At 48.9% G+C, this 18,537-nt stretch carries 18 protein-coding genes, 1 pseudogene and 1 CRISPR repeat array; of the genes and pseudogenes, 1 reads left to right on the forward strand and 18 read right to left on the reverse strand.

Annotation, left to right across the window (positions count from 1 at the left end):
* Positions 1 to 113 precede the first annotated feature (113 nt).
* From pcm to cysD, 10 genes are all read right to left on the reverse strand, one after another.
* Positions 114 to 740, reverse strand: coding sequence for a protein-L-isoaspartate O-methyltransferase (gene pcm, locus ACJHW7_RS11965; RefSeq protein ID WP_000254708.1), 627 nt, complete (start codon positions 738 to 740; stop codon positions 114 to 116).
* The gene (gene surE / locus ACJHW7_RS11970; protein WP_001295182.1) at positions 734 to 1,495 is read right to left on the reverse strand and encodes a 5'/3'-nucleotidase SurE; all 762 of its coding nucleotides are present in this window, start codon (positions 1,493 to 1,495) and stop codon (positions 734 to 736) included. Before surE ends, pcm begins: the two co-directional genes overlap by 7 nt.
* A complete protein-coding gene (gene truD, locus ACJHW7_RS11975; RefSeq protein ID WP_000568924.1) occupies positions 1,476 to 2,525 on the reverse strand; it encodes a tRNA pseudouridine(13) synthase TruD in 1,050 nt (349 codons plus the stop codon). Before truD ends, surE begins: the two co-directional genes overlap by 20 nt.
* The gene (ispF, locus tag ACJHW7_RS11980) at positions 2,522 to 3,001 is read right to left on the reverse strand and encodes a 2-C-methyl-D-erythritol 2,4-cyclodiphosphate synthase (protein WP_001219242.1); all 480 of its coding nucleotides are present in this window, start codon (positions 2,999 to 3,001) and stop codon (positions 2,522 to 2,524) included. The genes truD and ispF overlap by 4 nt, the downstream gene beginning before the upstream one ends.
* Positions 3,001 to 3,711: a 2-C-methyl-D-erythritol 4-phosphate cytidylyltransferase gene (ispD, locus tag ACJHW7_RS11985; protein WP_000246138.1), complete on the reverse strand. Its 711-nt coding sequence runs from the start codon at positions 3,709 to 3,711 to the stop codon at positions 3,001 to 3,003. The genes ispF and ispD overlap by 1 nt, the downstream gene beginning before the upstream one ends.
* 18 nt (positions 3,712 to 3,729) lie before the next feature.
* Positions 3,730 to 4,041: a cell division protein FtsB gene (gene ftsB / locus ACJHW7_RS11990; RefSeq protein WP_000517476.1), complete on the reverse strand. Its 312-nt coding sequence runs from the start codon at positions 4,039 to 4,041 to the stop codon at positions 3,730 to 3,732.
* 193 nt (positions 4,042 to 4,234) lie between these two features.
* Positions 4,235 to 4,558, reverse strand: coding sequence for a DUF3561 family protein (locus tag ACJHW7_RS11995; protein WP_001246103.1), 324 nt, complete (start codon positions 4,556 to 4,558; stop codon positions 4,235 to 4,237).
* 49 nt (positions 4,559 to 4,607) lie between these two features.
* Positions 4,608 to 5,213 carry an adenylyl-sulfate kinase gene (gene cysC / locus ACJHW7_RS12000; protein ID WP_001173673.1) on the reverse strand — a complete coding sequence of 202 codons (606 nt, stop codon included), beginning with the start codon at positions 5,211 to 5,213 and terminating at the stop codon, positions 4,608 to 4,610.
* Complete coding sequence (cysN, locus tag ACJHW7_RS12005; protein WP_021557132.1) at positions 5,213 to 6,640, reverse strand: sulfate adenylyltransferase subunit CysN; 1,428 nt, start codon at positions 6,638 to 6,640, stop codon at positions 5,213 to 5,215. The genes cysC and cysN overlap by 1 nt, the downstream gene beginning before the upstream one ends.
* Before the next feature lies 1 nt (position 6,641).
* Positions 6,642 to 7,550 (reverse strand): sulfate adenylyltransferase subunit CysD, encoded by a 909-nt coding sequence (cysD, locus tag ACJHW7_RS12010; RefSeq protein WP_000372390.1) that lies wholly within the window; start codon positions 7,548 to 7,550, stop codon positions 6,642 to 6,644.
* A gap of 251 nt (positions 7,551 to 7,801) precedes the next feature.
* Here cysD and iap point away from each other — a divergent pair, with 251 nt between their 5' ends.
* Positions 7,802 to 8,839 (forward strand): alkaline phosphatase isozyme conversion aminopeptidase, encoded by a 1,038-nt coding sequence (gene iap / locus ACJHW7_RS12015; protein WP_000490429.1) that lies wholly within the window; start codon positions 7,802 to 7,804, stop codon positions 8,837 to 8,839.
* Positions 8,840 to 8,920: 81 nt separating this feature from the next.
* Positions 8,921 to 9,742: direct repeats of the CRISPR family, unit length 29 nt; unit sequence CGGTTTATCCCCGCTGGCGCGGGGAACTC.
* A 105-nt stretch (positions 9,743 to 9,847) separates the two neighbouring features.
* Here iap and cas2e read toward each other — a convergent pair.
* From cas2e to cas3, 8 genes and pseudogenes are all read right to left on the reverse strand, one after another.
* On the reverse strand, positions 9,848 to 10,132 hold the full coding sequence (gene cas2e, locus ACJHW7_RS12020; RefSeq protein WP_001416755.1) for a type I-E CRISPR-associated endoribonuclease Cas2e: 285 nt from the start codon (positions 10,130 to 10,132) through the stop codon (positions 9,848 to 9,850).
* Position 10,133: 1 nt separating this feature from the next.
* Positions 10,134 to 11,050: pseudogene (cas1e, locus tag ACJHW7_RS12025) on the reverse strand (type I-E CRISPR-associated endonuclease Cas1e).
* 15 nt (positions 11,051 to 11,065) lie between these two features.
* The gene (cas6e, locus tag ACJHW7_RS12030; protein WP_000281400.1) at positions 11,066 to 11,665 is read right to left on the reverse strand and encodes a type I-E CRISPR-associated protein Cas6/Cse3/CasE; all 600 of its coding nucleotides are present in this window, start codon (positions 11,663 to 11,665) and stop codon (positions 11,066 to 11,068) included.
* A complete protein-coding gene (cas5e, locus tag ACJHW7_RS12035) occupies positions 11,652 to 12,326 on the reverse strand; it encodes a type I-E CRISPR-associated protein Cas5/CasD (RefSeq protein ID WP_001334996.1) in 675 nt (224 codons plus the stop codon). The genes cas6e and cas5e overlap by 14 nt, the downstream gene beginning before the upstream one ends.
* A 2-nt stretch (positions 12,327 to 12,328) precedes the next feature.
* Positions 12,329 to 13,420: a type I-E CRISPR-associated protein Cas7/Cse4/CasC gene (gene cas7e / locus ACJHW7_RS12040; RefSeq protein ID WP_021557136.1), complete on the reverse strand. Its 1,092-nt coding sequence runs from the start codon at positions 13,418 to 13,420 to the stop codon at positions 12,329 to 12,331.
* Positions 13,421 to 13,432: 12 nt separating this feature from the next.
* On the reverse strand, positions 13,433 to 13,915 hold the full coding sequence (casB, locus tag ACJHW7_RS12045; protein ID WP_000752798.1) for a type I-E CRISPR-associated protein Cse2/CasB: 483 nt from the start codon (positions 13,913 to 13,915) through the stop codon (positions 13,433 to 13,435).
* Positions 13,908 to 15,416 (reverse strand): type I-E CRISPR-associated protein Cse1/CasA, encoded by a 1,509-nt coding sequence (gene casA, locus ACJHW7_RS12050; RefSeq protein WP_021557137.1) that lies wholly within the window; start codon positions 15,414 to 15,416, stop codon positions 13,908 to 13,910. The genes casB and casA overlap by 8 nt, the downstream gene beginning before the upstream one ends.
* A 414-nt stretch (positions 15,417 to 15,830) precedes the next feature.
* On the reverse strand, positions 15,831 to 18,497 hold the full coding sequence (cas3, locus tag ACJHW7_RS12055) for a CRISPR-associated helicase/endonuclease Cas3 (RefSeq protein WP_040234897.1): 2,667 nt from the start codon (positions 18,495 to 18,497) through the stop codon (positions 15,831 to 15,833).
* Positions 18,498 to 18,537 lie beyond the last annotated feature (40 nt).

Genomic DNA, 18,537 nt, shown 5'->3' on the forward strand with positions numbered 1-18,537 from the left:
AACCAGTGACATAATTACCGTGCAAGGCACCATACTGAACACTGGAAAAGATGTTCACGATACGCTGACCTGCGGCAAAATAACCAGGAAAAATCCAGGTATTTCCTCACGTTTTAAGCCAGCTCACCCTTCACTAAAGGGACAAAGCGCACGGCCTCCACGGTATCGATAATAAATTCGCCTCCCCGACGACGCACCCGTTTCAAATACTGGTGCTCCTCCCCTACGGGTAAGACGAGAATCCCGCCTTCGTCCAGCTGCGTCATTAGCGCAGTTGGAATTTCCGGCGGTGCCGCCGTAACAATGATAGCGTCAAACGGCGCACGTGCCTGCCAACCTTGCCATCCATCGCCATGGCGGGTTGAAACATTATGTAAATCAAGATTTTTCAGGCGGCGACGCGCCTGCCACTGCAAACCTTTAATCCGTTCGACCGAGCAAACATGCTGGACAAGATGCGCCAGGATTGCCGTTTGATATCCCGAACCGGTGCCAATTTCCAGCACCCGCGACTGCGGCGTCAGCTCGAGTAATTCGGTCATTCGCGCCACCATATACGGCTGCGAAATTGTCTGCCCCTGACCTATCGGCAAAGCGATATTGTCCCAGGCTTTTTGTTCAAACGCTTCATCAACGAATTTTTCACGCGGCACGGCGGCAAGTGCATTCAGCACCTGCTCATCCTGAATACCTTGCGCACGTAATTGATCCAGAAGTGCTTGTACGCGTCTGCTTACCATTGCGTGCCAACTCCCACGCTGTTTAACCAGTCTGAAACCACATCTTGCGCGCTATGCGCAGTTAAATCCACATGCAGCGGCGTGATGGAGACATAGCCCTCATCTACCGCAGCAAAATCGGTCCCCGGACCGGCATCACATTTACCGCCCGGCGGGCCAATCCAGTACAGCGTATTGCCGCGCGGATCTTGCTGCGGGATCACCTGATCTGCCGGATGTCGTGTACCGCAGCGCGTCACGCGAATACCTTTGATTTGATCCAAGGGTAAATCCGGAACGTTAATATTAAGAATACGCCCGGTGCGCAGCGGCTCTTTACACAGTGCGCGCAAAATTGAACAGGTTACCGCCGCGGCAGTGTCGTAATGTTTATGCCCGTCAAGCGAGACGGCAAGCGCCGGAAAACCTAAATGACGGCCTTCCATCGCGGCGGCTACCGTACCGGAATAAATAACATCATCCCCCAGATTCGGCCCGGCGTTAATTCCGGATACAACAATGTCCGGGCGCGGACGCATCAGAGCATTCACGCCAAGATAGACGCAATCGGTCGGGGTTCCCATTTGCACAGCAATATCACCATTTTCAAAGGTAAACGTGCGCAGGGAGGATTCCAGTGTCAGAGAATTTGAAGCGCCGCTGCGGTTACGATCGGGGGCGACCACCTGAACGTCAGCAAACTCACGCAAGGCTTTTGCCAGCGTTTGTATACCGGGTGCATGTACCCCGTCATCATTACTCAGCAATATGCGCATAATCACCTGTTGTGTTGATAAGTTCCCTGACAACGCTGGTTGCAAAACTACCCGCCGGAAGCCAGAAACGGATCTCTACGGTGACGTCATCCCACCAATTCCAGCTTAATTGTTGCGGATACAGCAGCATCGCTCTGCGCGCGGCTTCAACTTTTTCGCGCACCAGTAAAGCTTGTAATTCAGTTTCTGCGGCGACAGCTGCTTGTTCGAATGCCAGCGCTTCACGCTGAGTTCCCCATTCGCCACTGCCCGGCAATGCGGCGGTTATCATCAGCTCTTTATCGTTGACGCGACGCTGTAATTCCGCCAATTCTTCGGTGGTTGCTACAAACCAGCTACCACGTCCGGCTAATTGTAGCGCATCGCCGTCAACAACTTGATTAACGTCTGCTTTTTTGAGGCGCTCAGCAACAATCTGATTAAACAACGCACTGCGGGCTGCCGACAACCAAAAACTCCGTTTATTGCGATCGCGCACCGGAGTATTGGTTTGCGCCCAGCGCAGCGCGCCCTGCAAGTTGCTACCGCCAATCCCAAAACGTTGGGCACCGAAGTAGTTCGGTACACCTTTTACGCAAATATCGATCAGACGTTGTTCAACGTCATCGCGATTGCTCACTTCGCGCAGAACCAGGGTAAAGGCGTTACCTTTCAGCGCCCCTAAACGCAGCTTGCGCTTGTGCCGCGCATACTCCAGTACCTGGCAGCCTTCCAATTGAAAGGCGCTCAGATCGGGCATTTCCTTGCCCGGCACGCGAGCGCATAACCACTGTTCTGTAACAGCATGTTTGTCTTTTTGCCCAGCAAAGCTGACTTCACGGGCATGAATTTTCAGGAATTTCGCCAGTGCATCCGCCACAAAACGGGTATTGCAGCCGTTTTTGAGGATTCTAACCAGAATATGCTCACCTTCACCATCAGGCTCAAAGCCCAAATCTTCCACCACCACAAAGTCTTCCGGATTGGCTTTCAGCAGCCCGGTGCCTTGCGGTTTACCGTGGAGGTAAGTGAGATTATCAAACTCAATCATTTTGTTGCCTTAATGAGTAGCGCCACCGCTTCACAGGCAATCCCTTCCCCACGTCCGGTAAATCCAAGTTTTTCCGTAGTAGTGGCTTTCACGTTAACATCATCCATATGGCAGCCGAGATCTTCGGCAATAAACACGCGCATTTGTGGAATGTGCGGCAACATCTTCGGTGCCTGAGCTATGATAGTGACATCGACGTTGCCAAGGGTATAACCCTTCGCCTGAATACGACGCCAGGCTTCGCGTAGCAGCTCGCGGCTATCGGCACCTTTAAATGCCGGATCGGTATCCGGGAACAGTTTGCCGATATCCCCCAGCGCCGCCGCGCCAAGCAATGCATCGGTCAACGCATGGAGCGCCACGTCGCCATCAGAATGCGCCAGCAATCCTTTTTCGTAAGGAATGCGTACGCCACCAATGATAATTGGGCCTTCACCGCCAAAGGCGTGTACGTCAAAACCGTGTCCAATTCGCATTATGTATTCTCCTGATGGATGGTTCGGGTGAGGTAAAACTCGGCCAGTGCCAAATCCTCCGGGCGCGTGACTTTAATGTTATCCGCACGGCCTTCGACCAACTGAGGATGGAATCCGCAATATTCCAGCGCCGAGGCTTCGTCGGTAATAGTCGCGCCTTCATTTAGAGCGCGCGTCAGACAGTCATGTAACAGCTCACGAGGGAAAAATTGCGGCGTCAGCGCGTGCCATAAGCCGTTGCGATCAACGGTATGAGCAATGGCATTTTTGCCCGGTTCGGCACGTTTCATAGTATCGCGCACTGGTGCTGCTAGGATCCCTCCCGTGCGGCTGGTTTCGCTCAACGCCAACAATCGCGCGAGGTCATCCTGATGCAGACAAGGACGAGCGGCGTCATGCACCAATACCCACTGCGCGTCGCCAGCGGCTTTCAAACCTGCCAGCACGGAATCGGCACGCTCATCACCGCCATCTACAACGGTGATTTGCGGATGATTCGCCAGAGGAAGTTGTGCAAAACGGCTATCGCCAGGACTTATGGCAATGACGACACGTTTCACCCGGGGATGCGCCAGCAGCGCATGCACCGAGTGTTCAAGAATGGTTTGATTACCGATTGAGAGATATTGCTTAGGACATTCCGTTTGCATTCGACGGCCAAATCCGGCCGCCGGAACCACGGCGCAAACATCCAAATGAGTGGTTGCCATGTTAATTCCCGGGCTGATTTATCGATTGTTTTGCCCCGCAGACTGTGCGCGCTTCGACGCGTCAGGTACCAGACGATAAAAAGTTTCGCCCGGCCTGGTCATGCTGAGTTCATTACGCGCACGCTCTTCGAGCGCCTCCTGGCCGCCATTGAGATCGTCAATTTCGGCAAAAAGTTGATCGTTTCGCGCTTTAAGTTTCGCGTTTGTAGCTTGCTGTGCCGCCACATCATCATTGACGCGGGTATAGTCATGTATACCGTTCTTACCGAACCACAGCGAATACTGTAGCCAGACCAGAATAGCCAGCAACAGCAGCGTTAGTTTACCCATCCTGCCCCCTGAAAAACGGCATCATCATCCCATGCATCCGAAGACGACTCTACATCCTCTGTTGGGGATACCGCGACAACGCGGGCAAATGTACCACATTTGTCCATTGTTACGTATACCCAGGGCGTGCAGAACATAATCTCATTATTAGTTACGGTTTGAATTATGAACAGAGGAGACGGGAAAGTACAAATTAGCCCAGTAGCCACATAAACAGTGCGCCAAACATAATGCCTACTGTCATCAGGGTGAAAACAATACTGTAGCGTAGCTTTCCGTCCATCAATGAATGCAGCGCAATCCCCACCACTACCGCGACAGGCATCAGTGCCAGAAAGAAAGGCCAGGTGTAGATAAAGAAGAACAGCGTGTTAGAGCCATAAATCAACATCGGCATCGCCAGCGCAAATAACCAGGAGATAAAACCGACCACGGCACCAGGCAGTGACCATGTGGTTTCTTCATCCTCAGTAAGGCTGTCGTTATTTGTTAGTGTAATGTTATGGCTATTACGCATATTTGATCCTGTTACTTTGACGAACCGGGCATGGAAACCCGGTGGTGTCTCAGGATCTGATAATATCGTTCTGTCTCAACAGATCTAATAATTGCTGTACCAAATTTGTTACTAATTGTTCACCATTGAGATGAATTTCTGCCGATTCAGGCGCTTCGTAAACGGAATCTATTCCCGTAAAGTTGCGCAGTTCACCGGCACGCGCTTTCTTATATAAGCCTTTTGGATCGCGGGCTTCGCAAATCGCCAGCGGCGTATCGACAAACACTTCGATAAAGCGCCCTTCTCCTACGCGTTCGCGAACCATCTGGCGTTCGGCGCGGTGTGGCGAGATAAATGCGGTCAGCACCACCAGTCCGGCTTCAACCATCAAATTCGCCACTTCACCGACGCGACGGATATTCTCTTTACGATCGGCATCGCTAAAACCGAGATCGCTGCATAATCCGTGGCGAACATTATCGCCATCCAGCAGATACGTACTAACGCCGAGTTTATGTAACGCCTCCTCCAGCGCCCCGGCGACCGTTGATTTACCGGACCCGGAGAGGCCGGTAAACCACAGCACTACACCACGATGACCGTGGTGTAGCTCGCGTTGTTGCACAGTGACCGGATGGCTATGCCAGACGACGTTTTCGTCATGCAGCGCCATTATTTATCCCCCAGCAAATCGCGCGCGCCCCAGTGTGGAAAGTGGCGGCGAACCAGGGCATTCAATTCCAGTTCGAATGCACTAAATTCAGATGGCGCAGCAGTTGCCTGGCTAACTGGCTCATGCACCATACCGGCACCTACGGTCACATTGCTCAGGCGATCGATAAAAATCAGCCCACCGGTAACCGGGTTTTGCTGATAACGATCTAACACCAGTGGCTCGTCAAAAGTGAGATCCACCAGGCCGATGCCGTTCAGCGGCAGGTTTTCAACTTCGCGTTGGGTAAGGTTATTAATATCAACCTGATAACGAATGCCATCAACACGAGCACGCGTCTTCTTACCGGCAATTTTGATGTCATAACTCTGGCCCGGGGAAAGCGGCTGTTCCGCCATCCATACCACATCCACCGACGCGCTCTGCACAGCTGGTAACGCTTCGTCTGCCGCCAGCAGCAGATCGCCACGGCTGATGTCGATCTCATCCGTCAGCACCAGGGTGATCGCTTCTCCGGCAAAGGCTTCTTCGCGATCACCATCAAAAGTCACGATCCGCGCGACGTTTGATTCCACACCAGAGGGCAGCACTTTTACACGTTGCCCGACTTCCACGCGACCGGATGCCAGCGTTCCGGCGTAGCCACGAAAATCGAGATTTGGGCGGTTAACGTACTGCACTGGGAAGCGCATTGGCTGGACATCCACCACTCGCTGGATCTCCACGGTTTCCAGCACTTCGAGCAGTGTCGGACCGCTGTACCACGGCATACTTTCACTTTGCGAAGCCACGTTGTCGCCTTCCAGCGCAGAGAGCGGCACAAAGCGAATATCCAGATTGCCAGGTAACTGTTCGGCGAAAGTCAGGTAGTCTTCACGAATGCGGGTGAATGTCTCTTCACTGTAATCCACCAGATCCATTTTGTTGATCGCTACGACCAGATGTTTGATCCCCAGCAGCGTGGAGATAAAACTGTGACGACGGGTTTGATCGAGCACGCCTTTACGGGCGTCGATCAATAAGATCGCCAGCTCACACGTTGAGGCGCCGGTCGCCATATTGCGGGTATACTGCTCGTGCCCGGGGGTGTCGGCGATAATAAATTTACGCTTCTCGGTAGAGAAATAACGGTAAGCCACGTCGATAGTAATACCCTGTTCGCGTTCAGCTTGCAGGCCATCCACCAGCAACGCCAAATCCAGTTTCTCGCCCTGGGTACCGTGTCGTTTGCTGTCGTTATGCAGCGATGAGAGCTGATCTTCATAGATTTGGCGGGTATCGTGCAGCAGACGACCAATCAGGGTACTTTTGCCGTCATCGACGCTACCACAGGTCAGAAAACGCAGCAGGCTTTTATGTTGTTGCGCAATCATCCAGGCTTCGACGCCGCCTTCATTGGCGATTTGTTGTGCAAGTGCGGTGTTCATCTTAAAAATACCCCTGACGTTTTTTCAGCTCCATAGAACCAGCCTGGTCGCGGTCAATCACGCGACCCTGACGTTCACTGGTGGTGGAAACCAGCATCTCTTCGATGATTTCCGGCAGTGTTTGTGCATTTGACTCCACCGCACCGGTCAGCGGCCAGCAGCCCAGCGTACGGAAACGCACCATCCGTTTTTTGATCACTTCGCCCGGTTGCAGGTCGATACGGTTGTCATCAATCATCATCAACATACCGTCGCGTTCCAGAACCGGACGTTCCGCAGCGAGATACAGCGGCACAATGTCGATATTTTCCAGCCAGATGTATTGCCAGATATCCTGCTCGGTCCAGTTAGAGAGCGGGAAGACGCGGATGCTTTCGCCTTTGTTAATTTGCCCGTTGTAGTTGTGCCACAGCTCCGGGCGCTGATTTTTCGGATCCCAGCGATGGAAGCGGTCACGGAAAGAGTAGATTCGCTCTTTTGCGCGGGATTTCTCTTCGTCACGGCGCGCACCACCGAAGGCGGCATCAAAACCGTATTTGTTCAGGGCCTGTTTCAGGCCTTCAGTTTTCATAATATCGGTATGTTTCGCGCTGCCGTGTATGAATGGATTAATCCCCATCGCCACGCCTTCCGGGTTTTTATGCACCAGCAGCTCGCAGCCGTAGGCTTTAGCAGTACGATCGCGGAACTCATACATCTCGCGGAATTTCCAGCCGGTATCAACATGCAGCAACGGGAAAGGCAGCGTACCTGGATAAAACGCCTTGCGCGCCAGATGCAGCATGACGCTGGAATCTTTACCGATAGAGTAGAGCATCACCGGATTTGAGAATTCTGCCGCCACCTCGCGAATAATGTGGATGCTTTCCGCCTCCAGTTGCCGCAGGTGAGTAAGTCGTTTTTGATCCATAACCGTTCCTTTGCAATACCGCTATTTTCTTGCCATCAGATGTTTCGACTATAGGGAGCGTAAGAGAACGAATGAAATTACCAATTAGAATGAGTAGTTCCTTAACGGAATAACGATTTGGCAAAGCTAATATCAAAAAGTGCTTAAGGCACCGGATTTCGGGCGTTTAGGAAGATTTGAAATTGTTTTAGCGCAGCGGCAGTTTCATACTATGGCGGTAAAAAAATTTGCATGGTATTTAAGGACTCACTATGTTTTCCGCATTGCGCCACCGTACCGCTGCCTTGGCGCTCGGCGTATGCTTTATTCTCCCCGTACACGCCTCGTCACCTAAACCTGGCGATTTTGCTAATACTCAGGCACGACATATTGCTACTTTCTTTCCGGGACGCATGACCGGAACTCCTGCAGAAATGTTATCTGCCGATTATATTCGCCAACAGTTTCAGCAAATGGGTTATCGCAGTGATATTCGGACATTTAATAGTCGGTATATTTATACCGCCCGCGATAATCGTAAGAGCTGGCATAACGTGACGGGAAGTACGGTGATTGCCGCTCATGAAGGCAAAGCCCCGCAGCAGATCATCATTATGGCGCATCTGGATACTTACGCCCCGCTGAGCGATGCTGACGCCGATGCCAATCTCGGCGGGCTGACGTTACAAGGAATGGATGATAACGCCGCAGGTTTAGGTGTCATGCTGGAATTGGCAGAACGCCTGAAAAATACGCCTACCGAGTATGGTATTCGATTTGTGGCGACCAGCGGCGAAGAGGAAGGGAAATTAGGCGCTGAGAATTTACTCAAGCGGATGAGTGACACCGAAAAGAAAAATACGCTGCTGGTGATTAATCTCGATAACTTAATTGTTGGCGATAAATTGTATTTCAACAGCGGTGTAAAAACCCCTGAAGCAGTAAGGAAATTAACGCGCGACAGGGCGCTGGCAATTGCGCGTAGTCATGGAATTGCCGCAACGACCAATCCGGGTTTGAATAAAAATTATCCGAAAGGCACTGGGTGTTGTAATGACGCAGAAATATTCGACAAAGCGGGCATTGCTGTACTTTCGGTGGAAGCGACTAACTGGAATCTTGGGAATAAGGATGGTTATCAGCAACGCGCAAAAACACCTGCCTTCCCGGCGGGAAATAGCTGGCATGACGTAAGACTGGATAATCAACAACATATTGATAAGGCACTTCCTGGAAGAATAGAACGTCGCTGCCGTGATGTTATGCGGATAATGCTACCGTTGGTGAAGGAGCTGGCGAAGGCGTCTTGATGGGTTGGAAAATGGGAGCTGGGTGTTCTACCGCAGGGGCGGGGAATTCTCAGTGATATCCATCATCGCATCCAGTGCGCCCGGTTTATCCCCGCTGGCGCGGGGAACACCAGCGTCAGGCGTGAAATCTCACCGTCGTTGCCGGTTTATCCCTGCTGGCGCGGGGAACTCTCGGTTCAGGCGTTGCAAACCTGGCTACCGGGCGGTTTATCCCCGCTAACGCGGGGAACTCGTAGTCCATCATTCCACCTATGTCTGAACTCCCGGTTTATCCCCGCTGGCGCGGGGAACTCAGCAACGATAACCACAGAATACGGAGAACTGGTGGTTTATCCCCGCTGGCGCGGGGAACTCGACCGCCGACAGATTGCGAGTACGTCTGGCTACGGTTTATCCCCGCTGGCGCGGGGAACTCAAGCCCGTGGCGCGGGTCGCCGCTGGCGTCAACGGTTTATCCCCGCTGCCGCGGGGAACTCAGCCCGCCTGGTCATCTCAACGCAGCATTACTCGGTTTATCCCCGCTGCCGCGGGGAACTCTTTACGCAGCCATCACCGAAATTAACTATTCCCGGTTTATCCCCGCTGGCGCGGGGAACTCGGCCGCTGAACGTTTCCCGTCGCACCGGTGTGCGGTTTATCCCCGCTGGCGCGGGGAACTCCGCGCACCGGTACTGAGGCACAACAACGAGAGCGGTTTATCCCCGCTGGCGCGGGGAACTCCCGTGCCATTTTTTGCGCCGCCGAGCCTTTATCGGTTTATCCCCGCTGGCGCGGGGAACTCTTATTGATATCAGCGATGAGGAGGTTTATCGCCGGTTTATCCCCGCTGGCGCGGGGAACTCTATTTATTGTGCAATTAGTTTTGCATTAAATGCGGTTTATCCCCGCTGGCGCGGGGAACTCTCTAAAAGTATACATTTGTTCTGAAAGCATTTTTTCCCATAAAAACAACCCACCAACCTTAATGTAACATTTCCTTATTATTAAAGATCAGCTAATTCTTTGTTTTCAAACAGGTAAAAAAGACACCAACCTTAAACCATCCAAATCTACCGGGGTACGCCTGTTTACCCCAAATGTCTGGAACTCAAATCCCGATTCCGTATTCGTTGCCCATGCCATCACTACATTGCCTTCTTCCGCCAGTCCAGCTATTTGTTCCCAGATCATTTCACGAATTTTTGCGGATACATCACCTACATATACCCCTGCACGTACCTCCAACAACCAGATGGCTAATCTACCTCGTAAGCGCGGAGGTACATTTTCAGTGACCACGACCAACATACTCATTTCAGCTACTCCGATGGCCTGCATCTCCCAGTGAAACAGGAAGCGGAATGGCAACAGGCTGTGCATCTCCAGGTGGGGCCGGCGGTTGTATTTCTCCAGCAGCAAGCACGTCCTCTATAAGCGGAATCAATTTGGCTAATGTTTTACTACTGCGAAAAATATCCCTGCACGCCAAACGGACTTCCCGGTCCGGCTCACCAGGGTTACGACGCGCTATCTCAAAAGCTTTCGGTACAACAGTGTCAAATTTAATGATGTCTGCAATATCGTAAACAAAGGAAAGAGGCTTTCCTGTATGCACAAACCCAATAGCTGGTGCATAACCAGCTGCAAGTATCGCTGCTTCAGTTACGCCGTATAAACAGGAAGTTGCAGCGCTAATGCATTGGTTGACCGTATCGCCCTTTTCCCAGTCTTTCGGATCGTAGCGACGTCCATTCCATGTCACGCCGTATTGCTTCGCCAGAAGTGCGTGGGTGCCCGCACGCGACTGCCTTCTATACCTCTGAGTTGCTCTACGGAGCGCCGGGCAGGCGCAGGTTCTCCAAACCGAAGTTCAAACATTTTACGTACGACCTTCAGACGCAAATCTTCATCCAGAGCAAGTTTTGCCTGATAGAGCAGCTTATCTGAACGCGCACCACCAGGCTGACCAGAAGCATAAACACGAATGCCCGCTTCCCCCACCCATACCAACAATGTTCCAACTTGCGCAGCCAAGCGAACAGCTGCATGCGAAACCCGTGTACCAGGTTCCAGCATGATGCAGGCAACCGAGCCAACAGGAATATGAGTGCGGATCCCTGTCTTGTCGATAAGTACAAACGCGCCATCTATTACATCGATCTGCCCATATTGCAGAAAGATCATGGAGACGCGATCTTTGAGTGGAATGGGGTTAAGGGGAAGCCAAGCCATTTTATTACACCTCAATCACAGTGGAGCCAAAGATAGCAAGCCACATCCCATCGATTTAGCTGGCCCAATACCTTGCTGTACAAGATCTATTAACGCTGGCGCGTCGTTGATGGTGAGCACACCTTCAAAGCAAACCGTTTGGATCTTTCCACTTTTACCATCACCAGAAAAATACTGTGGCCGTTCCGATATGGGATGCACATCTTCAACGCGCGCCGCATTGCCCAATTTACGTTGCAACCACGCGATTTGTTCTGCTTCTTTTATTAACGGAACCCGACAGCGTTTAATATTCCCTTTACTGTCCAGGCGCTTTTGATTGTCGAGAATAGTTTTGATCGGATTTGCCCGAAGCCGAAAATAGAGTGGAACACCAACCTGAAGTTGAAATTCAACCTGTTTAGTTTTAATGACTGTCGCAACGGCAGTTGAAACAGGCATTTGCGCTGACTGCAATAAAACATGACAGCCTTCTGGTGTGTTTCGCTTCTCAACATGAAAAAGAAAATCACGAGCAGCATCCGGTCTGTTTGGAAATAAATGCCATAATCCCTGGTGAAGTTGGTAAAGATCCCTGCTCCAGGCCCTGGCAATGATGACTTTACTGAGATACATCCATACCTCCTTTAATCACATACCATTCTCGGGAAGCAAATTGTCGAGGTAAGGTGATCATCGGTTCGTCGCGCGCCGTAAATTTTAAATGATGCCCTGTAACTGATTCCTCACTATATATATCGCCGCCAACGGGCTCATAATTTAATAGCGCCTTCTGAGGATCCGATGCCTGACATGTCCCCAAAAAAAGCGGGTGTGTTAGTGGGCAACTTCTCCGCCCCAGGTAGGGTGTATACCGAGGCTTTAATACTGCTTTTTCAAGTTCTGAGATAACCATCGTTGCATGGGGTGTTAACCAGAGAGCGACGGTAAAGGAGGCATCACATAAATATTCGCGCCATGTTTGAATCGTTTCATGACTTTTCAAACCACGGTAATCTTCTCGCGCTCCAAGGACTGTATGGTAATCACGCAACCCCGTTACAGACACACGACGATCGTCAAGAATGAGTTCATCGCAGCGCACTGCAAATTGCACACTCTCTGATAACGCCTGTAATGAAGAAGTATCATCACGTTGGATCCCAAGACAAGCCCCGAGTAGCCCTAATAACCCGCTTCGGGTCGGAAATCTTCCGGTAGGTCGCGTTCCTTCAAAGGTCGGCTGCCCCCAGGCTTGCATTGGCCCAGCAAGCCGCAAGATCAAATAAGATCTCATGTTCACGCCTCGCCATTATTACGAACCCAGGATTTTAACTGTTCTAAAGTAGGCATTTGTTTAACTTGAGCAGTAATTGGGTCTACATCAGATAAGCTGAATTGCGCAGCAGCTCCGTTCAGACCATATCCATTGGCAACGCGATCCCAATATTGATTAAACGCCTGTATAGACGGTTGCAAAAAGCCATCTTTCGCTTTAACCGCTTTTTCAAAAGCATTTGCCATAGAAAGTGGCATATCGGAGAAATTAACCATTACCATATCCGCAGGGTTAAAAGCGGCATAAGTACGCTGTTTTGCTCCAGGGACCTCTGTTGCCAGCATATGAACAACATGGGTTGCAATTTCCAGAGCCTGCTCCCTGGAGGCACCACCTAAATTTTCCTGAAGTTGAGCGAGGTTAATGTTGGCATAACGATAAAAAACACCCGATGAAAATTCCTGAGTTCCCAGATGTGCAGAACCTTGTTCCTGTAAATCATCTACAGCGGTGAACCAGTCAATATCAGAATCAACCTGATGAGTAGTGATCGCATGCGCAATGGACATTGCACCATCAACTTTTCCCAACTCACTCATCATGCCGCTGGTTGCCATTCTTCCACTAAGCGCAATATCAACACCCTGCTGTAAATTCACACGTATGGCGGCAATATCTTCCTTAAGAACTTTGAGCAGCTTTTTATCATCCAGATTATCAGCCTCTGCTTTTGCAACCTGCTCACAGAACCAGGCTATTTCTCCCACAACCCAGGGAGTAACCGCATCGGCAGAAATCTTTTCGGCTTCATCAACTGATTTACCGGAGAGCAGCGCTAATGTCTTATCGATGATTTTTTGGTCAAAACGTTCACCAAGTTTTTGCCGAAGAACATCACGTAATTGTGCAAGATGAATTGTTCTGAGACTGGATTCACCAATATTTTGTGCGTAATAATCACTTTTACGCATCGCACGTTTAAGGCTTTGACTTGAAATTCTTACTCGTCTTTTCCCGCCGAAAATAGCGTCTTTCTGCATGTTCATATCGTCGCGGTTCAGACATGAAGGGCTGTGAGAGATCAGAACATGAATATTGATAAAGTTAGACATAGAAAGGTTTCCTTACGCATTTTTGTTTGTGGTCAATACAAAATCTTCCAGAAGTTGCTGGCGTTCGCGCTTTCCCCACCAGGTCAACATCCTGGCCATTAATGGCCAGTCAAGTACGGGTTCGGCGTGAGTAAGTAATCGACGTAACTGGACCATATCGGCTGTTCTGTCAGCCCGAATTAATTGAAAGATACGGCGCTCGTTAATTCTTCCACTATTGGCTAAAGCTCTTCCCAACGAGATACCTGTTGTTTGCTCCGGTTTTTTGTCCTGATGTCGGATGACATTCTTTCCTGCGCTCAGGCAAAACACCATGCGCAAAAGAGCCTGCTGGTGACGTGGGTTTTCCCAACCAAAAGGTTGCACCAGCCTATAAAACGCAGGGATATCGCGTAATTCATCAGGTTCTGAAACACGTCTAATTTGCGCACATGCTCCATTATCCAGTTGTTGCCAGGCTCGATATAAAGCCATTGCATCAATTTCATCAGCCATTTGATGGCCCTCCTTGCGGTTTTAACTCCCGTAAATGTTTGTATAGCGTGGCGCGGGCAAGCGCTAATGTGTTTATTAATTTAGGATGATGTGCATAGGGAGCTACAGATTGATTAAATAGCATTTCACACAATTGATGAAGTTTGTCTCGTAAATCAGCTATTACCTCATCAGCCTGGGAAAAATTAATATTCGCCAGTACATCGGGAATTAATAATTCACTCTGTCGATAGAAATGCCTTTCTGCAGTCTCATGAACAGAAACTCCGGCCCCTTTGAAGTCTTTATTTTTAAACCCTTCTGCAAAGGTATATAACGCCTTGCGTAAGGCTGTTTTATATCCCAAACCAACAGTCACTATTTCGTTTATCACATTGCCGTATTGTTGCCACCCCTGATTAAACATCAACACATCATGACGCCGTTCAAGAATAGATGCTTGATTATTACGATATCCCCCCATAATCAATTCAAGAGGACTTTGCGGCGCAATATTTCTGAATTGATTCACAACCGCCGCCACGCGATTTCCATTTTCATTTTGAATAATCTTATCTACCACAACTCGGCTGATTTGTGTCCATGATGGTGCGGAGGTGGTGAAAGCAAGAAATTTTTCCTCAACCTCCCCTTTCTTGACTGTTACCAGACAAGGGGAATGCGGATGGGGCCATAGCCCATTAACTGTAAAGGTAAATTTTTCCTTAAGAAAACCGGTATAACGCAAATTGCTTTCCTGCCCACAGCAAGAACATTTTCCAATCCCAATGGGGTCGCATAATTCAATATGCGCTGGTTGCCAGAATAAGCCGCGGACAAAGCCAATTGACGAAGCTGGCACAGATTCATTGGGTTTGACAGGCTTAACCCAGGTAGGTTGGTTTTCCGTATGTGATTCATTGGGAAATTGTTTTTGAAGACGAGGTATTGTGAGGACATTGAGTAACACCGTCGAGCGAAGATCGATCCCACGTACGAAGGTGGTTATAGGTGTTCCTCCACGTAAACCACTTTTAAAGCCACCACCAAAACCAGGTGCCTGATTCGCCTGGTTGAATAACGCAATCGCAGTGCATCCACCACATAATGCTTCACCCTGACCCGGTTGATTGACAAAAGCACAATTCGTCGCGCCGCTTACCCCTGCCAACAGTTTTTCCATTGGAGTCACATCATTTGCTTTGACACCTTTGGTCTGCATAAAGGGATGTTCTGCGTGATTAAGGTAGAACATATCTATCCACGGCGCGATGAGTTGTTGAAACCCATCTTCAGTGAACGGATTCATTATGCGATGTCGAAATTCAACGTCATCTTTTGCCGGGTCGATAATTTGCCCAATGCAAACCAGCAGTGCTAAAGCGGCCAGTTCCATATCGTCACGGGGCAAACTTAATCGCCACTGATCTCTACTGCAGTATAGCGATTGCAGATTTATGATTTGGACTTTCCCCCCGTTTCGCGGGCGTACAGGGATCCAGTTATCAATAAGCAAATTCATTTGTTCTCCTTCATATGCTCCGACATTTCTCCTGCATTTCTATACGTCGGCACACTTCCGTTATCGGTAAAAACAAAGAAAAAATACGGCGTAATTAATTCAATAATCACATTCACTGCAAAAATATATTCATTGGTTTAATACAATTAACCTATACATATATTAAGATGTGTTGAATTGTTTAAAGACAATAATGCATGCATTTCAAATCTGCAAGTTATTCGTTTTATTATCAAAGAAACTTTTAGTTATAATAATTACCATAAATTTTATTACATAAAATATTCATACTGCGAATATAAAATCTCATACCGGGAAATTAAAAGAAGATGTACATTGTGCACCTTCCCTACTTAAGTAGGGATAAACCGTTATTGGTCTTGTTATCGTCATTGATACCAATCATTCCCGAAGTTATTTGGGATTTGCAGGGATGACTCTGGTCATCCCTTCATCCCGAGTGTAGGTAATAACAATACTGTTACCCTGCCAGATCCATCCATCCTGATTCTGCCTTCCTTCCAGCCAAAGTAACCCATCTTCATCGACTACTTCAGAAAAACTACGTTTCCAGGTAAATGGCACATTGACGCGATTAAGTGCTAAAGCCTCATACTGCTGTTCATGACTTAGGTCCTCGTAGACCTGGCCATCGAGCAGTTGTTTACCTGAAGACGTTTGTACATAAGGCAATAATGGCAGGCTCATTTCCCCATCCCTCGTTACCGCAAGAATGGTTTCATCGTTATCCTGCAAACTATATTCTTCAGCCCACTGCAGAACCTTGCGAGCCTTGAACCTCTTTTCACACTCAGCGCTTTCAAACTTATCCATGCCTTTGATGACCCATTCTGGCTCATCCATTTCAGCATCATCGTAAATGCTATCCAGCCATTGCCGGTAGGCATCAGGGAAAAATAAGGATGCTCCATTAAGTTCCTCAATATGTTGCTGCGTCCGCCACATGACTCTAACGTTGCTATAAATATGCTCATGTCGTCCGTAACCTTCGCCATCAGGCAGCAAAACGGTTGCCAGAGGAATCTCAAAACCGGCGGGACGATATTTACGATGATGGCGATGTAAACGGCCTAATCGTTGGAAAAGCAAATCAGCGGGACAATGCTGGGTAATTAACCAATCAAAATCTACATCGAGTGATTGTTCCACGACCTGGGTGGCGACAAGTATTCGTCCAACATTTCGCTCCCCATTTTTTCCGAAATTGCTAATGACACGATTCTCTTTTTCACGACGATCGTTCAGCGTAAAGCGCGCATGAAACAAATCTATATCTACTTGCGTGTCATTTAGTTCCTTTAGCCGTTGGAAGCATAGTTGTGCAACGTCAACCAAATTGCAAATGAGGCAGACTTGTGCACCCGCGTTTGCCGCTGCGATCATTCGCTCTAACATCGTAAGGTCAGGTAACATGTCAGCTAAATAAATAGGTTCTGGCTGAATCGAAAAGCGGGGCGGGAGTTGTTCTGGATGAGCTGGCAGATCAAAACGTTGCGCACCATTCACACCTCGCCAGTTAATAAGTGGATATGCGGAGTTATTTTCCACTGGATCTGTATGCAGACCATAAGTATCCAGAAGTTTCTGTTTTTGTTTCATTGGTAGGGTTGCGGAAAGAAGAATAACACTCCCTCCCACATCAGCCTGAGCCTTGAGCACTGCCTCCAGCAAGCCGTTCATATAGGTGTCGTAAGCATGAACTTCATCAACAATTAAAACACTTCGACCAATTCCCAAACCACGGATAAAGCGGTGTTTAACTGGCAATACCGATATCAACACCTGATCAATAGTGCAAACGCCGATTTGCCCAAGAAACACTTTCTTATTGCTTTGTGACAACCACTGACAACACTGAACCCACGCTTCTTCTTGCCCCTGCTCAGTAAATGCGCGTGATTTTATTGATTGAAAAAGGTGGTTAAAACGTGAATTACCATGAGCAAGAATAAGATTTGGGGAGGTAAATAAACGGCTCGCGTTCGCTTCCATTCTGCTGAGCATTGTATTTGCAGTAGCTTGTGTAGGGAGGGCAAAAATAACACTCTCCGCAAGTTGTTGGTCAATAAGTTTCCAGGCATAGGCCAGCGCTGTTTCGGTTTTACCTGATCCCGTAGGTGCCTCAATCACCGTCAGCCCGGGAGCTGTAGGAAGAGCATCGACCAACACCTGTAATTGTCTTGGTTGATAGCCATTGTCCAGTAAGGCATGTACACCGTCATAACGACGCTTATTTGATACAAGGCCACTCAGCGCCAGTACCCGACACGCATCCTGCTGTCTATCCTGAAAATATGTTCTTAGCGCTTGTATTCCTGAAGGTGCATCTTCTTTGAAAAGAAAGGTATCCGTTGTGGTCCAGGAACCTAACCAGTCAGCAAGCGAGCAAAAACCTGCTAACAGTGATGAACAATCAGGTGGTATATCGTTTATAGATAACCCGGCTGGCGTTAAAAATAATGCTTCGAGTACAGATATCCACTCCTCACGAGCCTGTTTATCTTGCGCAGCATAAGATGCCAGAGAAGCTGGCATTTCCCAACGCGACTTATCTTGATCCTGGGAATGTAATATAAAACCATGATGTCCTGTAACGGCCTCTACCCATGGAAACCAGGACTCATAAGGATGAGGAGCGGCATCAAAAAAACTGAAAAAATCCCCGGGAGATTGCTCTGAAAGTGAATCCTGGTTAAACCAATACAGACCGGCTGCACCATGATTAAATTTACGGCACATTTGTGTTGATGGACCATTAAGTGATGGCGTTGCAGGATTTAATTTCAGCCAACTTTCTGCTGATTTATATTGGAATCGTATATCAAACTTTCCAATATCATGAAGAGCAATGAAAAATAACAGCCAGGCCTTCACCCTCTGTTTTGATAGCATTTCATTTCGGCAAAAAGTATTTTGCAGTACGACTGATTGATCCCACCAGCAATCTGCAACAGCAGCAACATCAAGGCAATGATAAATTAACAGATGAATATCATTTCCTTTCGTCAGGCTTTTTGAGGATTTTCCCCAGTAATGGCATATATATTTAAAAGGTTCCATTAATAGCCTCCCTGTTTTTTTAGTATTATCGATGATATCA

Source organism: Escherichia sp. WS1152, from assembly GCF_046487665.1.
Classification (GTDB): domain Bacteria; phylum Pseudomonadota; class Gammaproteobacteria; order Enterobacterales; family Enterobacteriaceae; genus Escherichia; species Escherichia coli.

What these genes read in the sequence shown, in the direction of transcription:
- ACJHW7_RS11995 (WP_001246103.1), bottom strand. Translation starts at nt 4,558, where the DNA reads ATGCGTAATAGCCATAACATTACACTAACAAATAACGACAGCCTTACT.
- cysN (WP_021557132.1), bottom strand. Translation starts at nt 6,640, where the DNA reads ATGAACACCGCACTTGCACAACAAATCGCCAATGAAGGCGGCGTCGAA.
- pcm (WP_000254708.1), bottom strand. Translation starts at nt 740, where the DNA reads ATGGTAAGCAGACGCGTACAAGCACTTCTGGATCAATTACGTGCGCAA.
- cas7e (WP_021557136.1), bottom strand. Translation starts at nt 13,420, where the DNA reads ATGTCTAACTTTATCAATATTCATGTTCTGATCTCTCACAGCCCTTCA.
- ispD (WP_000246138.1), bottom strand. Translation starts at nt 3,711, where the DNA reads ATGGCAACCACTCATTTGGATGTTTGCGCCGTGGTTCCGGCGGCCGGA.
- cysC (WP_001173673.1), bottom strand. Translation starts at nt 5,213, where the DNA reads ATGGCGCTGCATGACGAAAACGTCGTCTGGCATAGCCATCCGGTCACT.
- surE (WP_001295182.1), bottom strand. Translation starts at nt 1,495, where the DNA reads ATGCGCATATTGCTGAGTAATGATGACGGGGTACATGCACCCGGTATA.
- ispF (WP_001219242.1), bottom strand. Translation starts at nt 3,001, where the DNA reads ATGCGAATTGGACACGGTTTTGACGTACACGCCTTTGGCGGTGAAGGC.
- cas3 (WP_040234897.1), bottom strand. Translation starts at nt 18,497, where the DNA reads ATGGAACCTTTTAAATATATATGCCATTACTGGGGAAAATCCTCAAAA.
- casB (WP_000752798.1), bottom strand. Translation starts at nt 13,915, where the DNA reads ATGGCTGATGAAATTGATGCAATGGCTTTATATCGAGCCTGGCAACAA.
- cas2e (WP_001416755.1), bottom strand. Translation starts at nt 10,132, where the DNA reads ATGAGTATGTTGGTCGTGGTCACTGAAAATGTACCTCCGCGCTTACGA.
- cysD (WP_000372390.1), bottom strand. Translation starts at nt 7,550, where the DNA reads ATGGATCAAAAACGACTTACTCACCTGCGGCAACTGGAGGCGGAAAGC.
- cas5e (WP_001334996.1), bottom strand. Translation starts at nt 12,326, where the DNA reads ATGAGATCTTATTTGATCTTGCGGCTTGCTGGGCCAATGCAAGCCTGG.
- iap (WP_000490429.1), top strand. Translation starts at nt 7,802, where the DNA reads ATGTTTTCCGCATTGCGCCACCGTACCGCTGCCTTGGCGCTCGGCGTA.
- cas6e (WP_000281400.1), bottom strand. Translation starts at nt 11,665, where the DNA reads ATGTATCTCAGTAAAGTCATCATTGCCAGGGCCTGGAGCAGGGATCTT.
- ftsB (WP_000517476.1), bottom strand. Translation starts at nt 4,041, where the DNA reads ATGGGTAAACTAACGCTGCTGTTGCTGGCTATTCTGGTCTGGCTACAG.
- truD (WP_000568924.1), bottom strand. Translation starts at nt 2,525, where the DNA reads ATGATTGAGTTTGATAATCTCACTTACCTCCACGGTAAACCGCAAGGC.
- casA (WP_021557137.1), bottom strand. Translation starts at nt 15,416, where the DNA reads ATGAATTTGCTTATTGATAACTGGATCCCTGTACGCCCGCGAAACGGG.